We start from the raw sequence: 21,161 nt of genomic DNA, 5'->3' as shown, positions 1-21,161 counted from the left end.
CCCCGATCGACTATGTGAAGTGGGACTTCAACCGCTGCTTCACCGACGCCGGCTGGCCCGGCGAGCCCTACCCGCAGCGACTGTGGGTCGACCACGTGCGCGCGTTCTACGCCCTGCTGGACCGGCTGCGGGCCGCACACCCCCATGTCGCCTTCGAGTCCTGCTCGGGCGGCGGCGGACGTGTGGACCTCGGTGTCATGAGCCGCACGGACCAGGTGTGGACCTCCGACAACACCGATCCGCTGGACCGGCTCGCCATCCAGCACGGTTTCAGCCAGATCCATCCGGCCCGGGTGATGGCCGCCTGGGTCACCGACAGTCCGAACGCGATGCTCAACGGGCGGGTGAGCTCGCTGCGCTTCCGGTTCGTCAGCGCCATGGCCGGGGTGCTCGGTGTCGGCGGCGACCTCGCCCAGTGGACCGAGGAGCAACTGGCCGAGGCCCGGGACTGGGTCACCCTCTACAAGGAGATCCGGCCCGTGGTCCAGCGCGGTGACCTGTACCGGCTGCGGCCGCCGACGGGCGGGTTGAGCGCGGTGCAGTACGTCCTCGGCGACGAGACCGTCGTCCTCGCCTGGCTCCAGGCACAGCACTACGGCGAGCCGGTCGCCCCGCTGCGGCTGCGTGGCCTGGACCCGGCGGCGACGTACGAATGCCGGGAAACCGGTGAACTGCACCGCGGTGCGGTCCTTCTGCATCATGGGCTGCGGCCCGCGCTGCGTGGTGACCTCGATGCGACGGTCATCCGGCTGCGCCGCATCTGATCGTCGTGTCCGTATTGGCCCTTTCCTCGTATCTCCTCCATGCATGAGCGACTTCTCGCTCTCGCGCTGATGCAGGGCCTGGGGGAGGGGGACGACCTCACGGACCGACACAAACAGACGGCTGACGACCGAGAGCCCCGGACCGCCACTGGTCCGGGGCTCCGGTCTCTCCGCGCGCGTGCGGACGATCGCGTGTGATCACCGGGGTCAGGCACCCGGACGCGGCTGACCGCGCCATCTCATGACGCGGGTGCCACGGTCACGATCACCGCGCCGTGGGGTTGTCGTGGTCGTCGAGAAAGGGGCTGTGGCGTTCGGTGAGCGGACCGACGCCGAGATCTTCACGCATGAGCTTGCGCATCTCGGCGGCTGCTTTGCCGCGTGCCTCCCAGCGGGCGCGATCCTCCGGACTGCTGACGGCAGTTCCGTCGACGTAGCCGTCGCAGATGCGTCGAAGGCAGTGGAACACGCTGTTGGAGGCCTGGACGACGGGCTGGGGCGCGATGAGCCACATCCGTTCCGATGCGATGGCTATGCCCGAGTCCCGAAAGGCTTCGCGCAGCGCCAGCGCCCGTTCGTCGTCGGACGGGTGCTCTCGCTCGGCCAGGGCCCGCAGGGTCTCACCGAGGACCTTCACGGTGGTCGTGTACTGCGTGTAGATGTCGAGCCGCAGCCGAAGGGCTTCTTTGACATCCTCGCGCTTCCACCGATTCCGATCGGCGATGAGAGTGGCGACGATGCCGATCGTGGCCCCGGCCAGGGTGGAGAGCAGTGGCAACCAGTCCATGCGGGCCAGCCTGGGCCATCCCGTGACGGCGGCACCAGGCGGGCTTCGAGCAGATCGCTGCTTTCGGCGGCATCCGCCTGCACATACGCGAAGAACCCGCACTCGGCTGAACCGCTGGTGACGGGGTCTATGGGCACCTCATACAAGGTGCCCCGGCAGGATGCGAACTTGCGGACACGGCTTCGGGGGCCGTGTGCCGACCGGGTTCAGTGTCCGAAGGCTGGTCCAACACCCCTGGTCAGAGACCTATTCCTGATCGGCTCAGACGCGGCGAGTGGTTTATCTCACCATCCGTCAACCTTTTCCTACGGTCGCGTAGCTCACACCCCAAGGTGAATCATGGACCGATGTGGCAGACGATTCGAAGAATGACAACAGATCAGTGATCGGGTCGTACGTGGCGGTGGGGGACAGCTTCACCGAGGGTGTCGGCGACCCGGGGCCCGACGGGCAGTTCGTCGGCTGGGCCGACCGGTTCGCGGTCCTCCTCGCCGACCGGCGGCCCGAGGGATACTTCCGGTACACGAACCTCGCCGTGCGCGGCAAACTGCTCGACCAGATCGTCGAGGACCAGGTCCCCAAGGCCGTCGAACTGGCTCCGGACCTGGTCTCGTTCTGCGCGGGCGGCAACGACATCATCCGGCCGGGCACCGACCCCGACGACGTCGCCGAGCGGTTCGAGCGGGCCGTCGCGGTCCTGACGTCCGCCGTCGGCACGGTGATGGTGACCACCGGGTTCGACACACGGGGCGTACCGGTGCTCAAGCACCTGCGCGGCAAGATCGCCACCTACAACGGCCATGTACGGGCGATCGCGGACCGGTACGGCTGCCCGGTCCTCGACCTGTGGTCGCTCAAGTCCGTGCAGGACCGGCGCGCCTGGGACGACGACCGTCTCCACCTCTCGCCCGAGGGCCACACCCGCGTCGCCCTGCGGGCCGGCCAGGTTCTCGGCATGGAGGTACCGGCCGACCCGGACCAGCCCTGGCCGCCCCTGCCGCCGCGCGGCACCTTCGAGGTACGGCGCGACGACATCCACTGGGCACGCGAGTACCTGGTGCCGTGGATCGGGCGGCGGCTGCGCGGAGAGTCGTCGGGAGACCGGGTGGTGGCCAAGGGGACGCTGTCGCCGGACGACATCAGGGTGCGGATCGCGCAGGCGGTGTGAGGTCCGGGCCTCCTCTCCTCGAACGCCGGATGGGCTGATGTCTCCGCACCGGCTGCACCGGTCGGCAGCATTCAGCCCGCCCGGGGGTCTGGGGGTGGAGCCCGGGCCGGGGTCCGAGGGCGGCAGCCCGGGGTCCCGGACGGCGCCCCGCCGCCGGTGGCCGCGACCGGGGCGTCCGCGTGGTCGATGCCCGCGCCGACGATCTCGGCGGCGAACGGCGAGCTCTCCGACTACGACGTCGAGGCGCTCGCCGCCGCGGTCCGCGGTCGAGGACCTGAGGCGCCTCAGGAACTGAGCGGCACGGTCCCGGAGGGCCGGGACCGCTCGTACGGTCCGTCGGACACCCGCCCACGGAAGCCTCGACGGAGTCGCCCGCCTGTGGAAGGTCGGCACCGCGGTCGTCGGGGCCCGGAACCGCGCGCCCTCCGAGTGACCGTCAGCGCACGGTGGTCGTCCGCCGTTCCACCGGCGGCAGGTCGCAGGAGTCCTTGAAGCCCTGGCTCGTCAGTCCGAGCGCGGCGTTGATGCGCGAACGCAGGTTCTCCACCGCGACCATCGCCGTCAGCTCGACGAAGGCGGGCTCGCCCAGCCGTCCCAGGAGCCGTGCCGCGAGGGCGTCGTCGACGGCGGGCGGGGTGGCCGTCATCGCCTCGGCGTACTCCAGGACATCGCGCTCCAGCTCCGTGTACACGTCGCTGTCGCGCCAGCGCGCCACGTCGACCAGCTTCTCGCGGGCCATACCGCGCTCCCGGCTCACCCAGTAGCCGAAGTCCATGCACCAGGCGCAGCCGATCGCCGCGGACGACGCCATCTCGGCCAGCGCCTTCAGGTCCGGGTCCAGCTTGTTCCACTTCGCCACCGACTGCTCGAACCGCAGATCGCTCCACAGCACGCGCGGCTGGTGGGCGAGCGCCCTGCCGGGGTCGAGGACCTTTCCGTACGTCCGCTTCGAATACCACTCCATGAGGCGGAAGAAGAGCGTGCGGCGCGGGGTTAGGGAGATACGGGCCATGGGGCACCTCCAGTGCGTCGTTCCCGGGCGCTCCGTGGTGAGCGCCCACAGGGGTACGACGGACCGGCGCGCACGGATGTGACATCCGGCCCGGGCGGCGAACGGCGTCCCCGACGGACGCCGCCGTGTGACACGGCCGACCCGGCACTGTCGTACGGGCCGACCATAATGAGGACCTCACCCACTCCACTGGAGGTGCCGTGACCGGTTTCGGTCCCCTGAGCTCCGGGCTCCGCGCGCTGCGACCCACCGCCTTCGGCGTGGATCCCAGCGGGGAGCGCCTGGCGCGCATCCGCAGGTCACCGCACTTCGCGGACGGCGCCTTCGTGAACCCGGAGGGCACCCGGACCCGTCCCTCGGGCGGGTCCGCGCTGGAGCTGGCGAAGATGTACTTCCGCAAGGAGGACCGCGCCCGCCGTGCCCCGGCCGGTCCGATCCCCGTGCACCCGACGACCTACGCCGACCTGGCCAGGCCCCCGGCGAGCGGGCTGCGGCTGACCTGGATGGGTCACTCCAGCGTGCTCGCGGAGATCGACGGGCACCGGGTGCTGTTCGACCCGGTGTGGGGGCAGCGCTGTTCGCCGTTCGACTTCGCCGGGCCCAAGAGGCTCCACCAGGTTCCGTTGCCGCTGGCCGCGCTCGGCCCCGTCGATGTCGTCGTCATCTCCCACGACCACTACGACCACCTCGACCTGCCCACCATCAAGGCCCTGGCCGGCACGGACACCCTGTTCGCGATACCGCTCGGCGTCGGCGCCCACCTGGAGCACTGGGGTGTGTCCCCGGACCGGCTGCGCGAGCTGGACTGGCACGAGTCCACGCGGGTCGGCGGCCTCACGCTGACCGCCACCCCGGCCCGCCACTTCTGCGGCCGCGGCCTGCGCAACGGGCAGCACACGCTGTGGGCGTCGTGGTCCGTCGCGGGCGACGAGCACCGCGTCTACCACAGCGGCGACACCGGCTACTTCGAGGGCTTCAAGGACATCGGCGCGGCACACGGCCCGTTCGACGCCACGATGATCCAGATCGGCGCGTACTCCGATTTCTGGCCGGACATCCACATGACCCCCGAGGAGGGCACGCGCGCCCACCTCGACCTCCAGGGCGGCGAGCCGCGCGGTGTGCTGCTGCCCATCCACTGGGCCACCTTCAACCTCGCCCCCCACGCGTGGGCGGAGCCCGGTGAGTGGACGAAGGCCGCGGCCGGTGCAGTCGGTCAGGCGGTCGCAGTCCCAGTTCCGGGCCAGCCCTTCGAGCCCGCCGGCGACCTCCCCACGCACCCCTGGTGGCGGGATGTGTCCCCGCCGCTGCACCGCGAGTGGCCCGTTCCGGAGATCACCCCGGTGGCATCTCGTGACGACCTCGACCTTGTGGGCGAAGGCTGACCGTGGACGGACCCGCGCGTGTGACGGAAGTCCGTCCTTGAGGCCGGCCTGCACGAGCCGCCGGGCTCAGCGGTTGAACGTCAGGCGCGGTACCGCGTTGCGGGCCAGTGCGTGGGCCTGGTCGGGCCACCAGGTGCCGGCGGGAGGGTCGACGATGCCGTACTCGGGGTCGATCGTGCCGCCGGTGTTGCGCGTGCAGCTGCCGTCGGACTCACCGGGGATCTTCACCCACAGGTAGGCGTCGACGAGCGGGACGCCGGTGTCGGCGGTGGGGCGCGGGCCGAGACCGCGGCCAGGCGCGTTGCACCAGGTCTCCGGGTCCCCGCTGTACTTGCCCGGCGCCGGGGTCCAGGCGCCCCGACCGTTGCGGCTGGTGTCGATCACGAAGTGATGCAGCTCGTCGGCCGGCGGGGTGCCCACGTTCTGGTCGAACCAGGCGTCGGTCCACCGCCAGGTGGTGGGGTCCGCGGGGGAGACGGCGTTGCCGGGGGCGCCGTCGTTGGGGGCGGCCGACGAGTAGTACTGGCTGGCGCACCAGTCGGTGTGGCCGCGTGCCTGCTCGGGTCCTTCGGTGGCGAACCAGATGCACTTGGCGACCCAGGTGCCGTATCTGGCGTTGTGGTCGGTGGGGTGGTTGTTGGACACGTTCAGGGAGAAGCCGTCGCCGTACTGGACCCCGGCGTCCTGCAGTCGCTGCGCGATGTCCCCGACGGATCGCCACTGGACGTTGCCGGCGTCCAGGTAGACCGTGGTGCGGGGCCGGGCCTTCAGGGTCTTCACGGCGTACGCGAGGTCGGCGAGGCGGGCGGCCGTGAGTTCGCCGGTCGGGTCGGTGGTGGGCCCGCAGTCCTTGGGAAGGTTGGCCACGCCGTCGGGTTCGACGACGACCACCGCCTTGTCGTCGCCGACGCCGGCGGCGAAGGCGTCGATCCACGTGCGGTAGGCGGCGGAGGATGCGGCTCCGCCGCTGGAGTACTGGGAGCAGTCCCGGCCGGGTACGTCGTAGGCGACCAGGACGGGGGTCCGGTCCACGGCCCGCGCCCGGCGGACAAGCCTGTTCACCTTGACGCGCACCTCGTCGGGTGTGCCCTCGGTGAACCATTCGGCCTGCGGCCAGCTCGCGAGTCTGGCCATGTTCGCGGCGTTCTCGACGTCTCCGTTCGCGAAGTCGACAAGGGCCTGTTTCGCGGCCTTGCTGTGCGGGTCCACGTAGAACTTCGTGGCCGGGGTGATCGCCTCCTGCGCGGGTGTGGCCTGCGCCTGCGCCTGCGTCGCGGTAAGGGCGGCGCAGGCGGTGAGCGCCGCTGTGACGGCAGCGGCGCGGCGTCGTGGGCTGCGTGGTTTCATGTCTGCTCCTGGGTGCGGGTTGATGGGGAGCGTCTGCCGCCGAGGCGAGCTGTCGACCGCCTCCGCGCAAGGCGGTGAGCGGCGGACCCGGCCGGGCTGACTGCGGCGGTGCCCGTGGCCCGGTCGCGGGGCAGAAACGTACCGGGCCACGGCGGTCCGGGGTCAGTAGCCGTAGATCATCTTGTAGGCGACCTCGGGGAGGAACTGACCGGCCGAGGAGCCGGATCCGACGCCGCAGTTGCCGTCGGACTCGCCCGGAGTCTTGATCCACAGGAGCATCTCGGCGCCTCCGCCCTTCTGGGTGGGGGTGCCGATGCGGCGGCCCGGGGGGTTGCACCACTGGCCGTTGGAGCCGTTGCCGTTGCGGCTGGTGTCCACGACGAACGGCTTGGTGTAGCCGTAGCGGGCGCTCAGTTCGCTGTTGACGGCGTTGCCGTAGGCGATGTTCTCGGCCGTGGTGTAGTAGTTGGAGATGTTGAGCGAGAAGCCGTGGGCCTGTCGGAGGCCGGCATCGTGGAGGCGCTGGGCCATGGTCGCCGGGCTCGCCCAGTTCGGGTTGCCGGCGTCCAGATAGACCCAGGTGTTGGGCGCCTGGCGGTTGAACTGCGTGAGGGCACCGGTGATCATGCCTTGGCGCTCGGCGATCTGAGCCTGGGTCATGCAGCCGTAGTCCGCGAGGGAGTCCGGTTCGAGGAGGACGATGGCCGGGCGGCCCGCGATACCGCCGGCGAACTGGGCGATCCAGCTCGCGTAGGCGGACGGCGACGCGGCTCCGCCGGCGGAGTGCCCGCCGCAGTAGTCCCGGTTGTAGATGTTGTACGCGACGAGGATGGGCAGCCTGTCCTGACTGTCCGCCGCTCCCACGTACGCACCGGTGGCGGTGCCGATCGTGCCGCTCCAGGAGCCGAACCAGTGTGCCATCGGGGTGTTGGCGATGGAGGCGTTTATCGCGGACGTCCGGCCGTCGCCGGGGTTGGCGACGACCCACCGCTTCACGCTGGAGTCGGGGTCCACATAGAACCCGCTCGTCATGGTGGTCGGGTCGGCAGCGTGGGCGGACGGTGCGACGGCGAGCGCCAGCGGCAGAGCGGAGAACGCCGCCACGAGGGCGCGGAGTCTGCGGCGCATGACTGTACCTCGGTTTCCTGGCAGGGACGCGTCGCACGCTCTCGTCCCGAGCGTGCGACCGAGCTGAGGAAGTGCGGTGGTACGAGCCCCCGGTGGGCCGACGGGCTCCGGCGGGGACGCGCCCCGAAGGGCCGGAGGCCGGATCTTGGGAGCGCTCCCATCGGAAGCGCTCCCAGGGGACTGAGAGCTGTTGGTGTGTGGCCGGTATCGTGTTGCGCTCTGGGAAGGCTGTCAAGAGGCGGTGCACCACCGGCACTTCTGATGGCGCTGCGCGAGGGCGATCCGCCGGCCGGTGGGTCAGGGGGCGCGGAGATGCCGCAACCGCCGTGCGGCCAGGGCCGTCGCGTGGCCGCGATCGCCGACCGCCCGGCTCAGCGCGCCGTGCGGTTGTGCCCTGCCGGCCCGCCGGTGGGTACGGCGGCCGTGCTGGAACGCAACGAGATCGGGGGGGTCAACAGGATGTGCCGAGGCGGTGTTTCCGGCGCCGCGATGCGTTCCACGAGCAGGGAAACGGCCTTCTCGCCCATTTCCAGGGCCGGTACGTCCGCTGCGGTGAGCGGCGGACGGAAGTCCTCGGCCCACGTCCTGGCCACCACACCGGTGATGGAGAAGTCGTACGGCACTTGGAGGCCGGCGTCCACCAGCGCGCGCTGGATCCCGGGCAGCGCGGCCTCGTTGATGGTGGTGACAGCGGTGACGTCCGGATGGCTGTGCAGGAGCGCCTCGGCGCATTCCTGACCGGAGCGGGCGTCATCCCCGCACGGCACTTCGACGCCCTCGAGGCCGCGTTCGGCCACGGCCGCTTCGAAACCCTCCCTGGCCCTGTGCGCGGGGCCATAACCGGCCGAGATGAGTTCCGGGGAACGAGTGACCAGAGCCACCCGGCGGTGCCCGAGATCGGCGAGGTGCCGCACGCAGTGCTGGACGAGGCCGGCGTAATCGACATCGATCCAGGACATCTGGTGGTCGCCGGCCGTGTGCCCGATCCCGACGAAGGGCAGCCCGACTTTCTGGAGGCGCCCCGCACGAGGGTCCTCCAGGCGGATCTCCATCAGAATGACGCCGTCCACGCGGTTCTCCGAGACCAACCGCTCGAAGGAACGCTCGTGTTCCCCGTCGGAGGGGGACAGCAGCACATCCAGGTCGACCCGGGCTGCGGCGTCGACCACGCTGGCGACGAAGTCCAGTTGCATGTGGGTGAGCCTGTTGCCGGCCGGCGGGATGACCAGACCGATGGTCCGGGTCCGGCCCTCCTTGAGGGCCCTCGCGGTTGCGTTGGGGCGATATCCCAATTCGTTGATCACGTCTTGGATACGTCTGCGCGTGCTGGTGGCGACGGGGCGTTTGCCGCTGAGCGCGTACGACACCGTGCTGCGCGACACCCCCGCGCGCCGAGCTATCTCCCCGATGTTCATGAAACTCCTCATGGCCGCACTCAGGCCGCAAGGATACTGACGGGCGGGGGAGACGCCGTTCGGTCTCGCCGCACTCTGGCGAGACCGACCTGTGCAACAGGGCATCGCCGACGGCCCGGTGCGGGAACGCCAGGGCGTACGGATCCTCCAGAACTCGGCATCGCTCAGGACCATGAGTCCGCGGCGGTGAGCCACGCGCACAGCGTTGCAGCCGTCCCGAGGGACTGGTCATGGATGGCGCTGGGCGAGCGCCAGGTCCCCGGCTGCGCCACGCAGACGGCTGCGGCGCGGCCGGCCGGGCGGACGAAGGACGCAGGACGACCGGGGGCCGTGAGTTTGCGAGGAACGGCGTCGCACTGCCGGAGCCGCCATGCGTTCCGCGTCTCACGTAGTGCGGGAAGGCGTGGAGCGAATCGATTCCACGCAAGCGCTTCGACGGGATGCTACGACCGGGGGTGGTTCGGGTCAACGGTGTGCCGCGCGGGGAATGCGGAGCCGGTGCGCGAGCCGAGGCTCCGTCGCTTGGGTCAGTGCCATGGGTACCGGCCCTCAGTCGTCCGGGTTCGCCAGCTGCCTTGCTGCTCACCGGCATGACGGTGGATCACCCGGATGATCCGGGCCTGGTCGTGGCACACCCGTGCGGCCCACCACACCGGCGCAACGGGCGGTAACGCCGCCGTCCGTCTGCCGCCGCGCCGCAACTTTCGAGCACGCCGAGAGCTTCCGAACCGCAGGAATCAGCCTTCGAATCGATTCCGCGACAACGTTCGCACCAGTGGGCTCCGGACCCTTGACAGCCCCGCGAAACCGGGAGCACCGTCTCCCCCCGAAACCTCTCTGCAATCTCGCTGCGAAGCGACACCTTCAAACGCTTCCGGATCGTCAGCGCCACCAACACAGCCCGATCGGGTTGCGTCGGCACGGTAGGGAGATCGGATGAGAGCCATACGTACAGGACCCCCCCTGCCGTCCGGGCGCGCTGGCGTCCGACGGTTACTCGCGGCGGTACGGCACCGCGGCAGGCCCGGCGTGCCGGACCAGGCGCACGTTCCGCCGCCGCGCTCGCCCCGCTCTCGTTCCAAGACGTTCGCCCGGGCCGGGGCCGCAGCCGCACTCGTCGCCGGGGCTCTGGTCGGCGCCACGGCCACGGCCGGCACGGCCCGGGCGGCCGCGTCCGGGCCGTGCGACATCTATGCGGCAGGCGGCACGCCCTGTGTGGCGGCGCACAGCACGACCCGAGCGCTGTACGCCTCGTACAACGGGCCGCTCTACCAGGTCCGGCGCGCCTCGGACAACACCACCCGGAACATCGGCGTGCTGAGCGCGGGCGGGTACGCCGACGCCGCCGCCCAGGACTCGTTCTGCTCGTCAACGACCTGCCTGATCACGATCATCTACGACCAGTCCGGCCGCGGCAACAACCTCACCCAGGCGCCCGGGGGCGGTGCCGCGGGCGGTCCCGACAACCTCGCGAACGCGACCGCCGCGCCCACCATGGTGGGCGGTCACAAGGCCTACGGCGTCTTCGTGGCGCCCGGCACGGGCTACCGCAACAACCACACCAACGGCATCGCGACCGGGGACAACCCCGAGGGCATGTACGCGATCTTCGACGGGACGCACTACAACGGCGGCTGCTGCTTCGACTACGGCAACGCCGAGACGGACAGCAACGACGACGGCAACGGCACCATGGAGGCCATCTACTTCGGCAACATCAAGGTCTGGGGCTACGGTTCGGGCAACGGACCCTGGATCATGGCCGATCTGGAGAACGGCCTGTTCTCCGGGGTGAACCAGCACTACAACGCGAACGACCCCACCATCAACCACCGGTACACGACCGCCATCATCAAGGGCGGCCCCAACCACTGGGCGATCCGTGGGGGCAACGCGCAGTCCGGCGGCCTGTCCACCTTCTACGACGGGGTGCGTCCAGGCGTCCCGGGCTACAACCCGATGCGGAAGCAGGGTGCGATCATCCTGGGCATCGGCGGCGACAACAGCAAGGGCGCCCAAGGCACCTTCTACGAAGGCGTGATGACCTCCGGCTACCCGTCGGACGCCACGGAGAACGCGGTCCAGGCCAACATCACCGCGGCCGGATACAGCAACGCCTCCGGCGGGACGAGCACCGGTGCGCTGCACGCGGTGGGCGCGGGCAAGTGCCTGGACGTGCCGAACTCGTCCACGACGGCCGGGACACAGCTGCAGATCTGGGACTGCAGCGGCGGTGCCAACCAGATCTGGACCCGCACGTCCTCGGGCCAGCTGACCGTCTACAGCGGCAGCAGCCAGATGTGCCTGGACGCGTACGACAACCAGACCTCCGCCGGCACCAAGGTGGAGACCTGGCCGTGCAACGGCGGCGCCAACCAGCAGTGGCAGCTGAACGCGGACGGCACCGTCACCGGCATCCAGTCCGGGCTCTGCCTCGACGTCACCGGGGCTTCCACGGCCGACGGCGCCCTGGCCGAACTCTGGCCGTGCAACGGTGGATCCAACCAGCAATGGAGCCTCGGCTGACGTGAACGGCTCCGGCCCGTGGCCGGCTCACCGCCGGCCACGAGTCACTCACCACCACACGGGCATCCGCCGGCTCCCGGCGGACGCGTCATGCAGACGACTCGGACGGCAGGAAACGCCGCACGGCACCGCCACCACCGACCCACACGCGCCACCACCGGAGGATGACCATGTCCAGAGCCAGAGCGCTCCGCGGTCTGTGGGCCGCCCCCGCAGCTCTGCTCGCCCTACTGGCCGGCAGCCCGGCCACGGCCGGGGTCGCCGACGCGGTACCGGCCGAGCACCAAACGGCGGCCGCCGTCCTGTATGTGGCGCCGGATGCGGCTCCCGGCGGGAACGGCACCGCCGAGCAGCCGTTCGCCACCATCGACCAGGCGCAGCAGCCCGCGCACCGGCTCTCGGCCGATTCGGACGTCGTGGTCTACCTGGCCGGTGGCACCTACCGGCTGTCCAAGCCGCTGGCCTTCGGTTCCGGCGACGGAGGCCAGAACGGCCACACCATCACCTACCAGGCCGTGCCGGGGCAGCACCCGGTCGTGACCGGCGCCCAGCGCGTCCCAGGTTGGCAGGTACATGATCAGGCGAACGGTATCTGGTCGGCCCACGTCGGCGCGGGCGTGACCACGCGCCAGTTGTACGTGAACGGCACGGAGGCACCGCGGGCGGCGATCCAGGTGCCCCGCTCCGGCTTCGCCTTCACCCGGACCGGCCTGACCGTCACCGACTCCTCCCTCGACTACCTGGCCGGCCTCTCGGACCAGAACCACATGGAAGTCGAGAGCGTCAACTCCTTCACCGACCGCTATGCGCCGGTCCAGTCGATCAGCGGCAGAACCATCACCATGCGGCAGCCCGCGTGGAACAACAACTCCTGGGGCTACGACACCATCAACGCGCCGTTCGCCGGCGGGACGATGTACCTCGAGAACAACTACGCGTTCCTGCGGCAGGCCGGACAGTGGTATCTCGACTCGTCCACCGGCGACCTGTACTACCGGGCCCAGCCGGGGCAGAACCCGAGCAGCCTCGACATCGAACTGCCCCGGCTGCGCAGCCTGCTCGACATCAGCGGCAGCTACGGCTCACCGGCCACCGGCCTCGCGTTCACCGGCATCCGGTTCACGGGAACCTCCTGGCTCGGCCCGAGCGGACCGGACGGCTACGCGGACCAGCAGAGCGGCGCTCACATCACCGGGGCCTACGCGATGCCCGCCGACTGGCTGACCACCTGCAAGTCGGGGTGCACGCAGTTCGAGGCCACCCGTAACCACTGGGCGCAGATGCCCGCGGCCGTGCAGGTCTCCGCCGCCACCGGTATCACCTTCTCCGGTGACACCTTCTCCGAGCTCGGGCAGGCCGGGCTCGGTGTGGGCAACGACGGTGTCGCCACGGCCTCGGGCACCGGACTCGGTGCGGGCGACATCACCGTCACCGGCAACACGTTCACCGACATCGCCGGCAGCGGCATCCAGGTCGGCGGGATCCAACCGGACGCGCACCACCCGAGTGACCCTCGGATGACCAACCAGAACATCGTGATCAGCGACAACCGGGTCAGCGGGGTCGGCACCGACTACAAAGAGACCGCGGCCATCCTGTCCACCTACGTCACGAACGCGACGATCACCCACAACCAGTGCGACCACCTGCCCTACGACGGGATCGACATCGGCTGGGGCTGGGGCATCAACGACCCGGGCGGCAGCCAGGACTACGTCAACCGGGGCACGTACACCTACCAGCCCGTCTACAGCACTCCGACGACGCTGAAGAACAACACCGTCTCCCACAACCTGGTCTTCGACACCAAGAACGCGATGTTCGACGGCGGCAGCATCTACAGCCTGTCCGCGAACCCCGGCTCGGTGATCTCCGACAACTACATGTACGGCAACAGGCACACCACCGCGCTGTACCTCGACGAGGGCTCCCGGTACCTGACGGTGTCCCACAACGTGGTGCAGGACGCCGGTAACTGGGCTTTGACCAATGCCAACGGGAACAACCACACCGACGACAGCACCTTCTCCGGCAACTGGTACAACGGCGGCAACACGTACGTGGCCACCGGTCCTCCGCACAACAACGTCCTCACCGGCAACGTCCAGGTCAGCGGCACCAACTGGCCGCAGGACGCCCAGCAGGTCATCCAGCAGGCGGGCATCCAGCCGCCGGGCGGCGGTGGCGACGGCTTCCCCAGCGGCTACCACCAGCTGGTGATCGGCGGCGACGGCCTGTGCCTGGACGTGTACGGCAACTCCGGCAGCGCGGGCGCCGCGATCGACCAGTGGACCTGCAACGGGCAGAGCAACCAGCAGTTTCAGTTCGTGCCGGTCTCGGGCGGTTACGGGCAGCTGCGGGCGCAGAACTCCGGACTGGTCGTGGCGGTGTCGGGCGGCTCCACGACCGCCGGCACGCCCGACATCGTGCAGCAGGCCCCGGACGGAGCGGCCGGCGCTCTGTGGCTGCCGGTGCAGCAGTCCGACGGCTCCTACGCCTTCCGGAACAAGAACAGCGGCCTGTGCCTGGACGTCTACGGCGGCGGCAGCACTCTTGGCCTGCAGCTCGACCAATGGCCCTGCAAGAACACGGCCGGCAGCAACCAGGACTTCACCCCCCGCTGACCGCTCGCGGGCTCGTCCGCCCACCCACCTGAACTCCGTGACCCGACCCCACCGCAGCACCGTCTCGTGATCGGTGTCCCACCCCCACACAAGGAGGATGATCCTTCATGCTCTGGCGCAACGAGCAGCTCCGCCTCCGCAAGGCCCTGGCCTTGGCCACCGGACTGACAGCCGGCACGGTACTGGCCCTGACCGGGACGGCATCCCCCGCCGCCCATGCCGCTTCCGGCACGCTGGGCGCGGCAGCGGCCGGCAGCGGCCGTTATTTCGGCACGGCCGTGGCTGCCGGCAAGCTCGGCGACTCGACGTACTCCACGATTCTCGACCGGGAGTTCAACATGATCACCCCGGAGAACGAGATGAAGTGGGACACCACCGAACCCTCCCGCGGCAACTTCAACTTCGGTCCGGCCGACCAGATCGTCGGCCACGCCACCGCGCACGGGCAGCGGATGCGCGGCCACACCCTGGTGTGGCACTCGCAGCTGCCCGGCTGGGTCAACTCCATCACCGACCCGAACACGCTGCGCAGCGTGATGAACAACCACATCACCACCGAGATGAGCCACTTCAAAGGCAAGATCTACGCCTGGGACGTGGTCAACGAAGCCTTCGCCGACGGCTCCTCCCAGCACCGCAGCTCGGTCTTCCAGAACGTGCTGGGCAACGGCTTCATTGAGGAGGCCTTCCGCACCGCCCGGGCCGCCGACCCCTCGGCCAAGCTCTGCTACAACGACTACAACATCGAGAACTGGACCGACGCGAAGACCCAGGGCGTCTACACCATGGTGCGCGACTTCAAGTCGCGTGGTGTGCCCATCGACTGCGTCGGCTTCCAGAGCCACTTCGGCGTCGGCGGTCCGCCGTCGAGTTTCCGGACCACCCTGGCCAACTTCGCCGCCCTCGGCGTGGACGTCCAGATCACCGAACTCGACATCGCCCAGGCGTCGCCGACGGCCTACGCCAACACCGTCCAGGCATGCATGAACGTCGCCCGATGCACCGGCATCACCGTGTGGGGGATCAGGGACAGCGACTCGTGGCGCAGCGGCGACAATCCTCTGCTGTTCGACCGCAACGGCAACAAGAAGCCGGCCTACGACGCGGTCCTGTCCGCGCTGGGCGGCAGTACGGGCAACTCGGGAGGCATCGTCTCGGGCGCGGTGTACTCGCTGGGCAATGTCGCTGTCGGCCGGGTGCTGGACGTTCCGGCCGGACAGACGGGGAACGGCACGCCTTTGCAGGTCTGGGACGCCAACGGGGGTGCTGCGAACCAGCAGTGGCGGGCGAGTCAGAACGGTGATGGTTCGTACACGCTGACCAATGTCGGCAGCGGGCGGGTCCTGGACGAGCCGGGTGGGCAGACGGGCAACGGCACACGGATGGAGATCTGGGACGCCAACGGTGGTGCGAACCAGCACTGGCGGGCGAGCCGGAACGGCGACGGTTCCTACACCTTGACCAACGTCGCTTCCGGGCGGGCGCTGGAGGTTCCCGCCGGGCAGAGTGCCAACGGGACGCCCGTCCAGATCTGGGACTCCAACGGCGGCGCCAACCAGCACTGGAACCTCAGGTGAGGTGACAGGCGTCCGGCGCGCGCTCCTGCCCCGGATCGCTTCCGAGTAGCCGAACGAACACCCGCGCCCGGCACGGCGCCCGTCGCCGGACGCGGGTTTCGGGTGCCGTTGTGACCGGCCGACCGGGGTAAAACATGGGATGTATCGGGAGCTGAATCGGCGAGACACGTCTATTGACAGGGTGTCAGGCGCGTGGGATCACTATGGAACATGGGATGTCTGAGGGTTCTCTGTGGCTGCTCCCGAGCGCTCTGACGGGAGGGTCGGCGCTCGTTCTGAACCCCTTCGGGCAGGCACGCCACTCTCTGTCCCCTTCCCCCACATATTCGAGGAACAGAATGCAGCCTTCATCTGTTTCGCCCCGGAGCCCCGCGGCCCGGACACCCCGCTTACCGGTGGCCGCCGCCGTATGCGTGATGGCACTGCTGGCCGTGATGCTGACGACAGCCCCGACATGGTCGGCACCGGCGCCGGCGGCCCCCTTGGTGAGCTCGGCGTCGGGGCGGTGTCTGGACGTCAAGGGCAACGTCGACACGTCGGGCACGGCGTTGGAGATCTGGGACTGCAACGAACAGCCCAATCAGGCGTTCGAGTTCACCTCGGCGGGCGAGCTGAGGACGATGAACGGCACCCGGTGCGTGGACGCCTACGACAACCGGACGGCTCCCGGGGCCCCGGTGGTCATCCGGCCGTGCGACGGGCGACCGACCCAGGTGTGGCGGCAGAACCCCGACGGGTCCGTCACCGCTGTCGCATCCGGATTCTGCCTGGACGTCGACGGGGCGGCCACGGCCAACGGCACCGCGGTCATCCTGTGGACCTGCAACGGCCGGAGCAACCAGAAGTGGAGCACGCCGGCACCTCCGCCTCCGCCCAGCGGATCGGGCCCGTGCGACCTCTACGCGGCGGGCGGTACGCCGTGCGTGGCCGCGCACAGCACGGTGCGGGCGCTCTACCGTTCGTACAACGGCTCCCTCTACCAGGTCAGGCGCTCCTCGGACAACGCGACCCGGGACATCGGCGTGCTGGCGCCCGGCGGCTTCGCGGACGCGGCGGCCCAGGACTCGTTCTGCGCGGGCACCTCGTGCGTGATCACGGCCGTCCGCGACCAGTCCGGGCACGGCAACGACCTGTGGTACCAGGGATCGGCCCAGGTCCCCGGATCGAGTCAGAGCAGCCCCGCGAAGGCGACCTCCGAGTCGCTGACAGCCGGGGGCACCAAGGCGTACTCGCTCTACATCAACCCCGGGAACAGCTACTGGCGGGACGGCCACCTGACGGGCGTGCCGACCGGTGCCGCACCCGAAGGGGCGTACATGGTGACCAGCGGCACCCACGTCAACAACGGCTGCTGCTTCGACTACGGCAACAGCGAGACGACCCGGAAGGCCGACGCCGCCGGAGCCATGGACGCGATCAACTTCGGTACCCAGTGCTGGTTCGGCGGCTGCTCGGGAAGCGGTCCCTGGGTGCAGGCCGATCTCGAATGGGGCCTGTACTCCGGCGGCAGCCAGTCCTGGAACACCAACCAGCGGGCGTTTGAGAACAAGTTCGTCACCGCGATGCAGAAGAACAACGGCACGTCGAGGTTCGCCCTCAAGGGCGGCAACGCCCAGTCCGGCGGCCTGACCACCCTCTGGGACGGCGCTCTCCCCGGCGGATACAGCCCCATGAAGAAGCAGGGAGCCATCGTCCTGGGCAGCGGCGGCGACTGCTGCAAGCCCGGCGGCGGCGCCAACCTGAGCGCCGGCACCTTCTACGAAGGAGCCATCGTCGCCGGCTACCCCTCCGACGCGACCGACAACGCGGTGCAGGCCAACGTCACTGCGGCCGACTACCGCTGACCTCCCTTCAGCACTGCGGGAGGCGGTGGTCCTCCCGCAGGTGCCGAGGGACCGCAACGCGAGCTGTCCCCCGTCCTGCCCGTGCTTTCCCGCACCTAGGCCCAGGAGTCGATGACCTATGCCCATGACCACTGCGAGAGCCAGGGGGCTTCGGCCACCGCCCCCGCTGCTGTCCCTGCGCCGGATCTTGGCGTTCACGTTCTCGGCCGTGCTGCTCGCTGTGACCGTCCCCCTCCTCTCCCTCGGCACGGCGCAGCCCGCCGCCGCGCTCGGCAACGGGCTCGCGCTGACCCCGCAGATGGGATTCAACGACTGGAACGCGTACGGCTGCAATGTCTCCGAGTCGCTGATCAAGTCCACCGCGCAGGCGATGCACACCAACGGCATGCAGGCGGCGGGCTACTCGTACGTCAACATCGACGACTGCTGGATGACTCACAGCCGCGATTCGGGCGGCCACCTGGTCCCGGACCCGGCCAAGTTCCCCGACAGCGTCAAGGGCACCGCGGACTACGTGCACTCGCTGGGGCTGAAGCTGGGGATCACCACGGTCGGCTCCACCACGGTGATGTGGACGCCGAACTCCAGCACCAACAACGAATGGACCATCACCGCGTCTGAACCGACCCGCGACCGACCCTCCCTGTCATCTCCCCACCACGAAAGAAGGAGTGTATGAAACGCAAACCGCTCTTAATGGCCTTCGCGGCCGCGGTACTTCTCGTCCTGGCAGCTGCGGGCACCTCCTTCAGCAGCGGCCCCGGCGCGCCCGCGTCGGCCACGGCCACCGGCGCCCTCCAGGCGACCGCCGGCTGCGGCAAGGCCCCCACGCTGACGAGTGGCACACACACGATCCAGAGCGGCGGCCAGACCCGCAGTTACATACTGCGGGTTCCTGCCGGCTACGACAGCAACCACCCCTACCGGCTGGTCTTCGGTTTCCACTGGCGGGGCGGCACGGCGGGCGACGTCGATTCGGGCGGAGCGGACGGGTACAACTGGTCCTACTACGGCCTCAGGCGCCTGGCGGACAACGCGAACAACAGCACGATCTTCGTGGCCCCCCAGGGCATCGGCAACGGCTGGGCCAACTCCGGCGGCCAGGATGTGGCCTTCGTCGACGCGATGGTCAGCCAGATCGAATCAGGGCTGTGCGTCGACACCACCCAGGTGTTCGCCGCCGGCTTCAGCTACGGCGGCGCGATGTCGTACGCCCTCGCCTGCTCCCGTGCGACGGTCTTCCGCGCGGTCGCGGTCTACTCCGGCGCGAACCTCAGCGGGTGCAACGGCGGCACCCAGCCCGTCGCCTACATGGGTCTGCACGGCATCAGGGACAACGTGCTGCCCATCTCGCTGGGACGGGAACTGCGCGACACCTTCGTCCGCGCGAACGGCTGCACCCCGCAGAACCCGCCCGAGCCGGCCTACGGCAGCCTGACGCACATCATCACCGCCTACTCCGGATGCCGGTCCGGATACCCCGTCGTCTGGGCCGCGTTCGACGGGGCGGGCCACGACCCCGGTCCCATAGACGGTTCCACCGGTGACGGCTGGCGCACCTGGACATCGGCAGCGGTGTGGCAGTTCTTCACACAGTTCGGCTCGGACACGCCCCCGCCCCCGCCCTCCGGCAGCCAGAAGATCGTCGGCCAGCAGTCGGGGCGCTGCCTCGACATCAACAACTTCACCACGGCCAACGGCACCCAGGCACAACTGTGGGACTGCAACGGCGGCTCCAACCAACGGTGGACCTACACCGCCGGAAAGCAACTGGTCGTCTACGGCAACAAGTGCCTGGGCGTCGGCCAGGCAGCGGGCAACGGCACCCCGGCGGCGATCTGGGACTGCAGCGGACAGGCAGACCAGCAATGGAACATCAATCCCGACGGCACGATCACAGCGGTGCAGTCGGCGCTCTGCCTGGACGCCGGCGGCCAGGGAACCGCCAACGGGACGAAAGTCCAGCTGTGGAGTTGCACGGGCGGTGCCAACCAGCACTGGCGCCTGGAGAACTGAAACGCCGGGGCCAGGCACCGCAGCCTGCGGACCTGGCCCCGTGTGATCAGCCCCCGTGCCCGCGGATCGCTTCGAACCGCACCACATCGACAGTCCGGACGCCTCTGACGAGGCCGACCGGAATCGCTCACTCGAGGATTACGAGGTGCCCATGCGCAGACGAAGTTTCAGCCGCAGACATCTGTCCACGGTCCTTGCCGCTGCGGTCGCGGCCCTGGTCACGTTGGCGGCGATGCTCATCGCCGACCCGGCTCAGGCGGCCACCAGCGGCGCGTTGCGCGGTGTCGGTTCCGGACGGTGTCTCGATGTGCCGAACGCCGGCCAGACCGACGGCACGTACCTGCAGATCTGGGACTGCTCGGGCGGGACCAACCAGCAGTGGACCTTGACGGACAGCAACCAGCTGACCGTGTACGGCAACAAGTGCCTGGACGTGCCGGGCCACGCCACCGCGGCCGGTAGCCGGGTGCAGATCTGGTCCTGCAGCGGCGGTGCGAACCAGCAGTGGCGGGTGAATTCCGACGGCACGATCGTCGGCGTGGAGTCCGGGCTGTGCCTGGACGTCACGGGTGCGGGCACGGCCAACGGCACGGCGGTGGAGATCTGGACGTGCAACGGCGGCAGCAACCAGAAGTGGACCGGCCTGTCCGGGACGCCGACCCCGCCGGGAGGCGGCACGTGTTCTCTCCCGTCGACATACCGGTGGACGTCGACCGGTCCGCTGGCGCAGCCGGCGAACGGGTGGGTCTCGCTGAAGGACTTCACCAATGTGACGTACAACGGCAAGCATCTGGTCTACGCATCGAACGTGTCGGGATCGGGCTACGGCTCGATGATGTTCAGTCCCTTCACGAACTGGTCGGACATGGCGTCGGCCGGCCAGACGGGGATGAGCCAGAAGGCGGTGGCGCCCACGCTGTTCTACTTCGCGCCCAAGAACATCTGGGTGCTGGCGTACCAGTGGGGTGCGTCGCCCTTCGTCTACCGCACGTCGAGCGACCCCACCAACCCCAACGGCTGGTCCGCGCCGCAGCCGCTGTTCACCGGCAGCATCCCGAACTCCGCCCCGATCGACCAGACCCTGATCGGTGACGGCCAGAACATGTACCTGTTCTTCGCCGGTGACGACGGCAAGATCTACCGGGCGAGCATGCCGATCGGGAACTTCCCGGGCAACTTCGGCTCGTCGTACACGACGGTCATGAGCGACACGGTGAAGAACCTGTTCGAGGCGCCGCAGGTCTACAAGGTCCAGGGCCAGAACCAGTACCTCATGATCGTCGAGGCTCGGGGTGCGACTGAGCAGCGCTTCTTCCGCTCGTTCACGGCCTCCAGCCTGAACGGTCCGTGGACCCCGCAGGCCGCCACCGAGTCCAACCCCTTCGCGGGCAAGGCCAACAGCGGTGCCACCTGGACCAACGACATCAGCCACGGTGACCTGGTCCGCAACAACCCCGACCAGACCATGACCATCGACCCCTGCAACCTACAGTTGCTCTACCAGGGCAAGTCCCCCAACGCGGGCGGCCCCTACGACCAACTGCCGTGGCGGCCCGGCGTCCTCACCC

The 21,161-nt window shown here is 69.5% G+C and carries 14 protein-coding genes and 1 pseudogene; 10 read left to right on the top strand and 5 right to left on the bottom strand.

The features are described 5' to 3' along the window. Positions 1–764, top strand: a 764-nt coding sequence (locus C3488_RS34820) for an alpha-galactosidase (protein WP_146067987.1), incomplete at its 5' end; no start/stop codon positions are given. 265 nt (positions 765–1,029) lie between these two features. Here C3488_RS34820 and C3488_RS34815 read toward each other — a convergent pair. Then, positions 1,030–1,551: a hypothetical protein gene (locus C3488_RS34815; RefSeq protein ID WP_258053844.1), complete on the bottom strand. Its 522-nt coding sequence runs from the start codon at positions 1,549–1,551 to the stop codon at positions 1,030–1,032. A 382-nt stretch (positions 1,552–1,933) separates the two neighbouring features. On the opposite strand from C3488_RS34815, the gene C3488_RS34810 reads away from it, so the two are divergent. Next, positions 1,934–2,719 carry an SGNH/GDSL hydrolase family protein gene (locus C3488_RS34810; protein WP_103844882.1) on the top strand — a complete coding sequence of 262 codons (786 nt, stop codon included), beginning with the start codon at positions 1,934–1,936 and terminating at the stop codon, positions 2,717–2,719. A gap of 436 nt (positions 2,720–3,155) precedes the next feature. On the opposite strand, the gene C3488_RS34805 is transcribed toward C3488_RS34810, so the two are convergent. Then, positions 3,156–3,731 carry a carboxymuconolactone decarboxylase family protein gene (locus tag C3488_RS34805; RefSeq protein WP_103844881.1) on the bottom strand — a complete coding sequence of 192 codons (576 nt, stop codon included), beginning with the start codon at positions 3,729–3,731 and terminating at the stop codon, positions 3,156–3,158. A 200-nt stretch (positions 3,732–3,931) separates the two neighbouring features. Between C3488_RS34805 and C3488_RS34800 the strand changes: the two genes are divergently transcribed. Then, positions 3,932–5,116, top strand: coding sequence for an MBL fold metallo-hydrolase (locus C3488_RS34800; protein WP_103844880.1), 1,185 nt, complete (start codon positions 3,932–3,934; stop codon positions 5,114–5,116). Between the two features lie 66 nt (positions 5,117–5,182). Here C3488_RS34800 and C3488_RS34795 read toward each other — a convergent pair whose 3' ends face one another. The 3 genes from C3488_RS34795 to C3488_RS34785 form a co-directional block, all read right to left on the bottom strand. Further along, positions 5,183–6,463 carry a glycoside hydrolase family 6 protein gene (locus C3488_RS34795; RefSeq protein ID WP_103844879.1) on the bottom strand — a complete coding sequence of 427 codons (1,281 nt, stop codon included), beginning with the start codon at positions 6,461–6,463 and terminating at the stop codon, positions 5,183–5,185. 162 nt (positions 6,464–6,625) lie between these two features. Then, positions 6,626–7,591 carry a glycoside hydrolase family 6 protein gene (locus tag C3488_RS34790; protein WP_103844878.1) on the bottom strand — a complete coding sequence of 322 codons (966 nt, stop codon included), beginning with the start codon at positions 7,589–7,591 and terminating at the stop codon, positions 6,626–6,628. 371 nt (positions 7,592–7,962) lie between these two features. Continuing rightward, entirely contained in the window at positions 7,963–9,006 is a 1,044-nt protein-coding gene (locus C3488_RS34785; RefSeq protein WP_103844877.1) for a LacI family DNA-binding transcriptional regulator, read from the bottom strand. Between the two features lie 936 nt (positions 9,007–9,942). On the opposite strand from C3488_RS34785, the gene C3488_RS34780 reads away from it, so the two are divergent. The 7 genes and pseudogenes from C3488_RS34780 to C3488_RS34750 form a co-directional block, all read left to right on the top strand. Continuing rightward, positions 9,943–11,532 (top strand): arabinofuranosidase catalytic domain-containing protein, encoded by a 1,590-nt coding sequence (locus C3488_RS34780; RefSeq protein WP_258053843.1) that lies wholly within the window; start codon positions 9,943–9,945, stop codon positions 11,530–11,532. Positions 11,533–11,702: 170 nt separating this feature from the next. Beyond that, positions 11,703–14,156, top strand: coding sequence for an RICIN domain-containing protein (locus C3488_RS34775; protein WP_103844876.1), 2,454 nt, complete (start codon positions 11,703–11,705; stop codon positions 14,154–14,156). Between the two features lie 107 nt (positions 14,157–14,263). Beyond that, positions 14,264–15,730: pseudogene (locus tag C3488_RS34770) on the top strand (endo-1,4-beta-xylanase); the annotation flags it as partial. A 419-nt stretch (positions 15,731–16,149) separates the two neighbouring features. Continuing rightward, complete coding sequence (locus tag C3488_RS34765) at positions 16,150–17,577, top strand: arabinofuranosidase catalytic domain-containing protein (RefSeq protein ID WP_103844874.1); 1,428 nt, start codon at positions 16,150–16,152, stop codon at positions 17,575–17,577. A gap of 124 nt (positions 17,578–17,701) precedes the next feature. After that, positions 17,702–18,256 carry an alpha-galactosidase gene (locus C3488_RS34760; protein ID WP_258053842.1) on the top strand — a complete coding sequence of 185 codons (555 nt, stop codon included), beginning with the start codon at positions 17,702–17,704 and terminating at the stop codon, positions 18,254–18,256. Positions 18,257–18,273: 17 nt separating this feature from the next. Continuing rightward, positions 18,274–19,593, top strand: a complete 1,320-nt coding sequence (locus C3488_RS34755) for a ricin-type beta-trefoil lectin domain protein (protein WP_103844873.1) — start codon at positions 18,274–18,276, stop codon at positions 19,591–19,593. Between the two features lie 151 nt (positions 19,594–19,744). Beyond that, a partial coding sequence (locus C3488_RS34750) for a non-reducing end alpha-L-arabinofuranosidase family hydrolase (protein WP_103844883.1) occupies positions 19,745–21,161 on the top strand: 1,417 nt, incomplete at its 3' end.

The organism is Streptomyces sp. Ru72, from assembly GCF_002920635.1.
Lineage (GTDB): Bacteria > Actinomycetota > Actinomycetes > Streptomycetales > Streptomycetaceae > Streptomyces.
The sequence above is the reverse complement of the archived record's forward strand: the minus strand, read 5'-3'. Positions and strand labels throughout refer to the sequence as shown.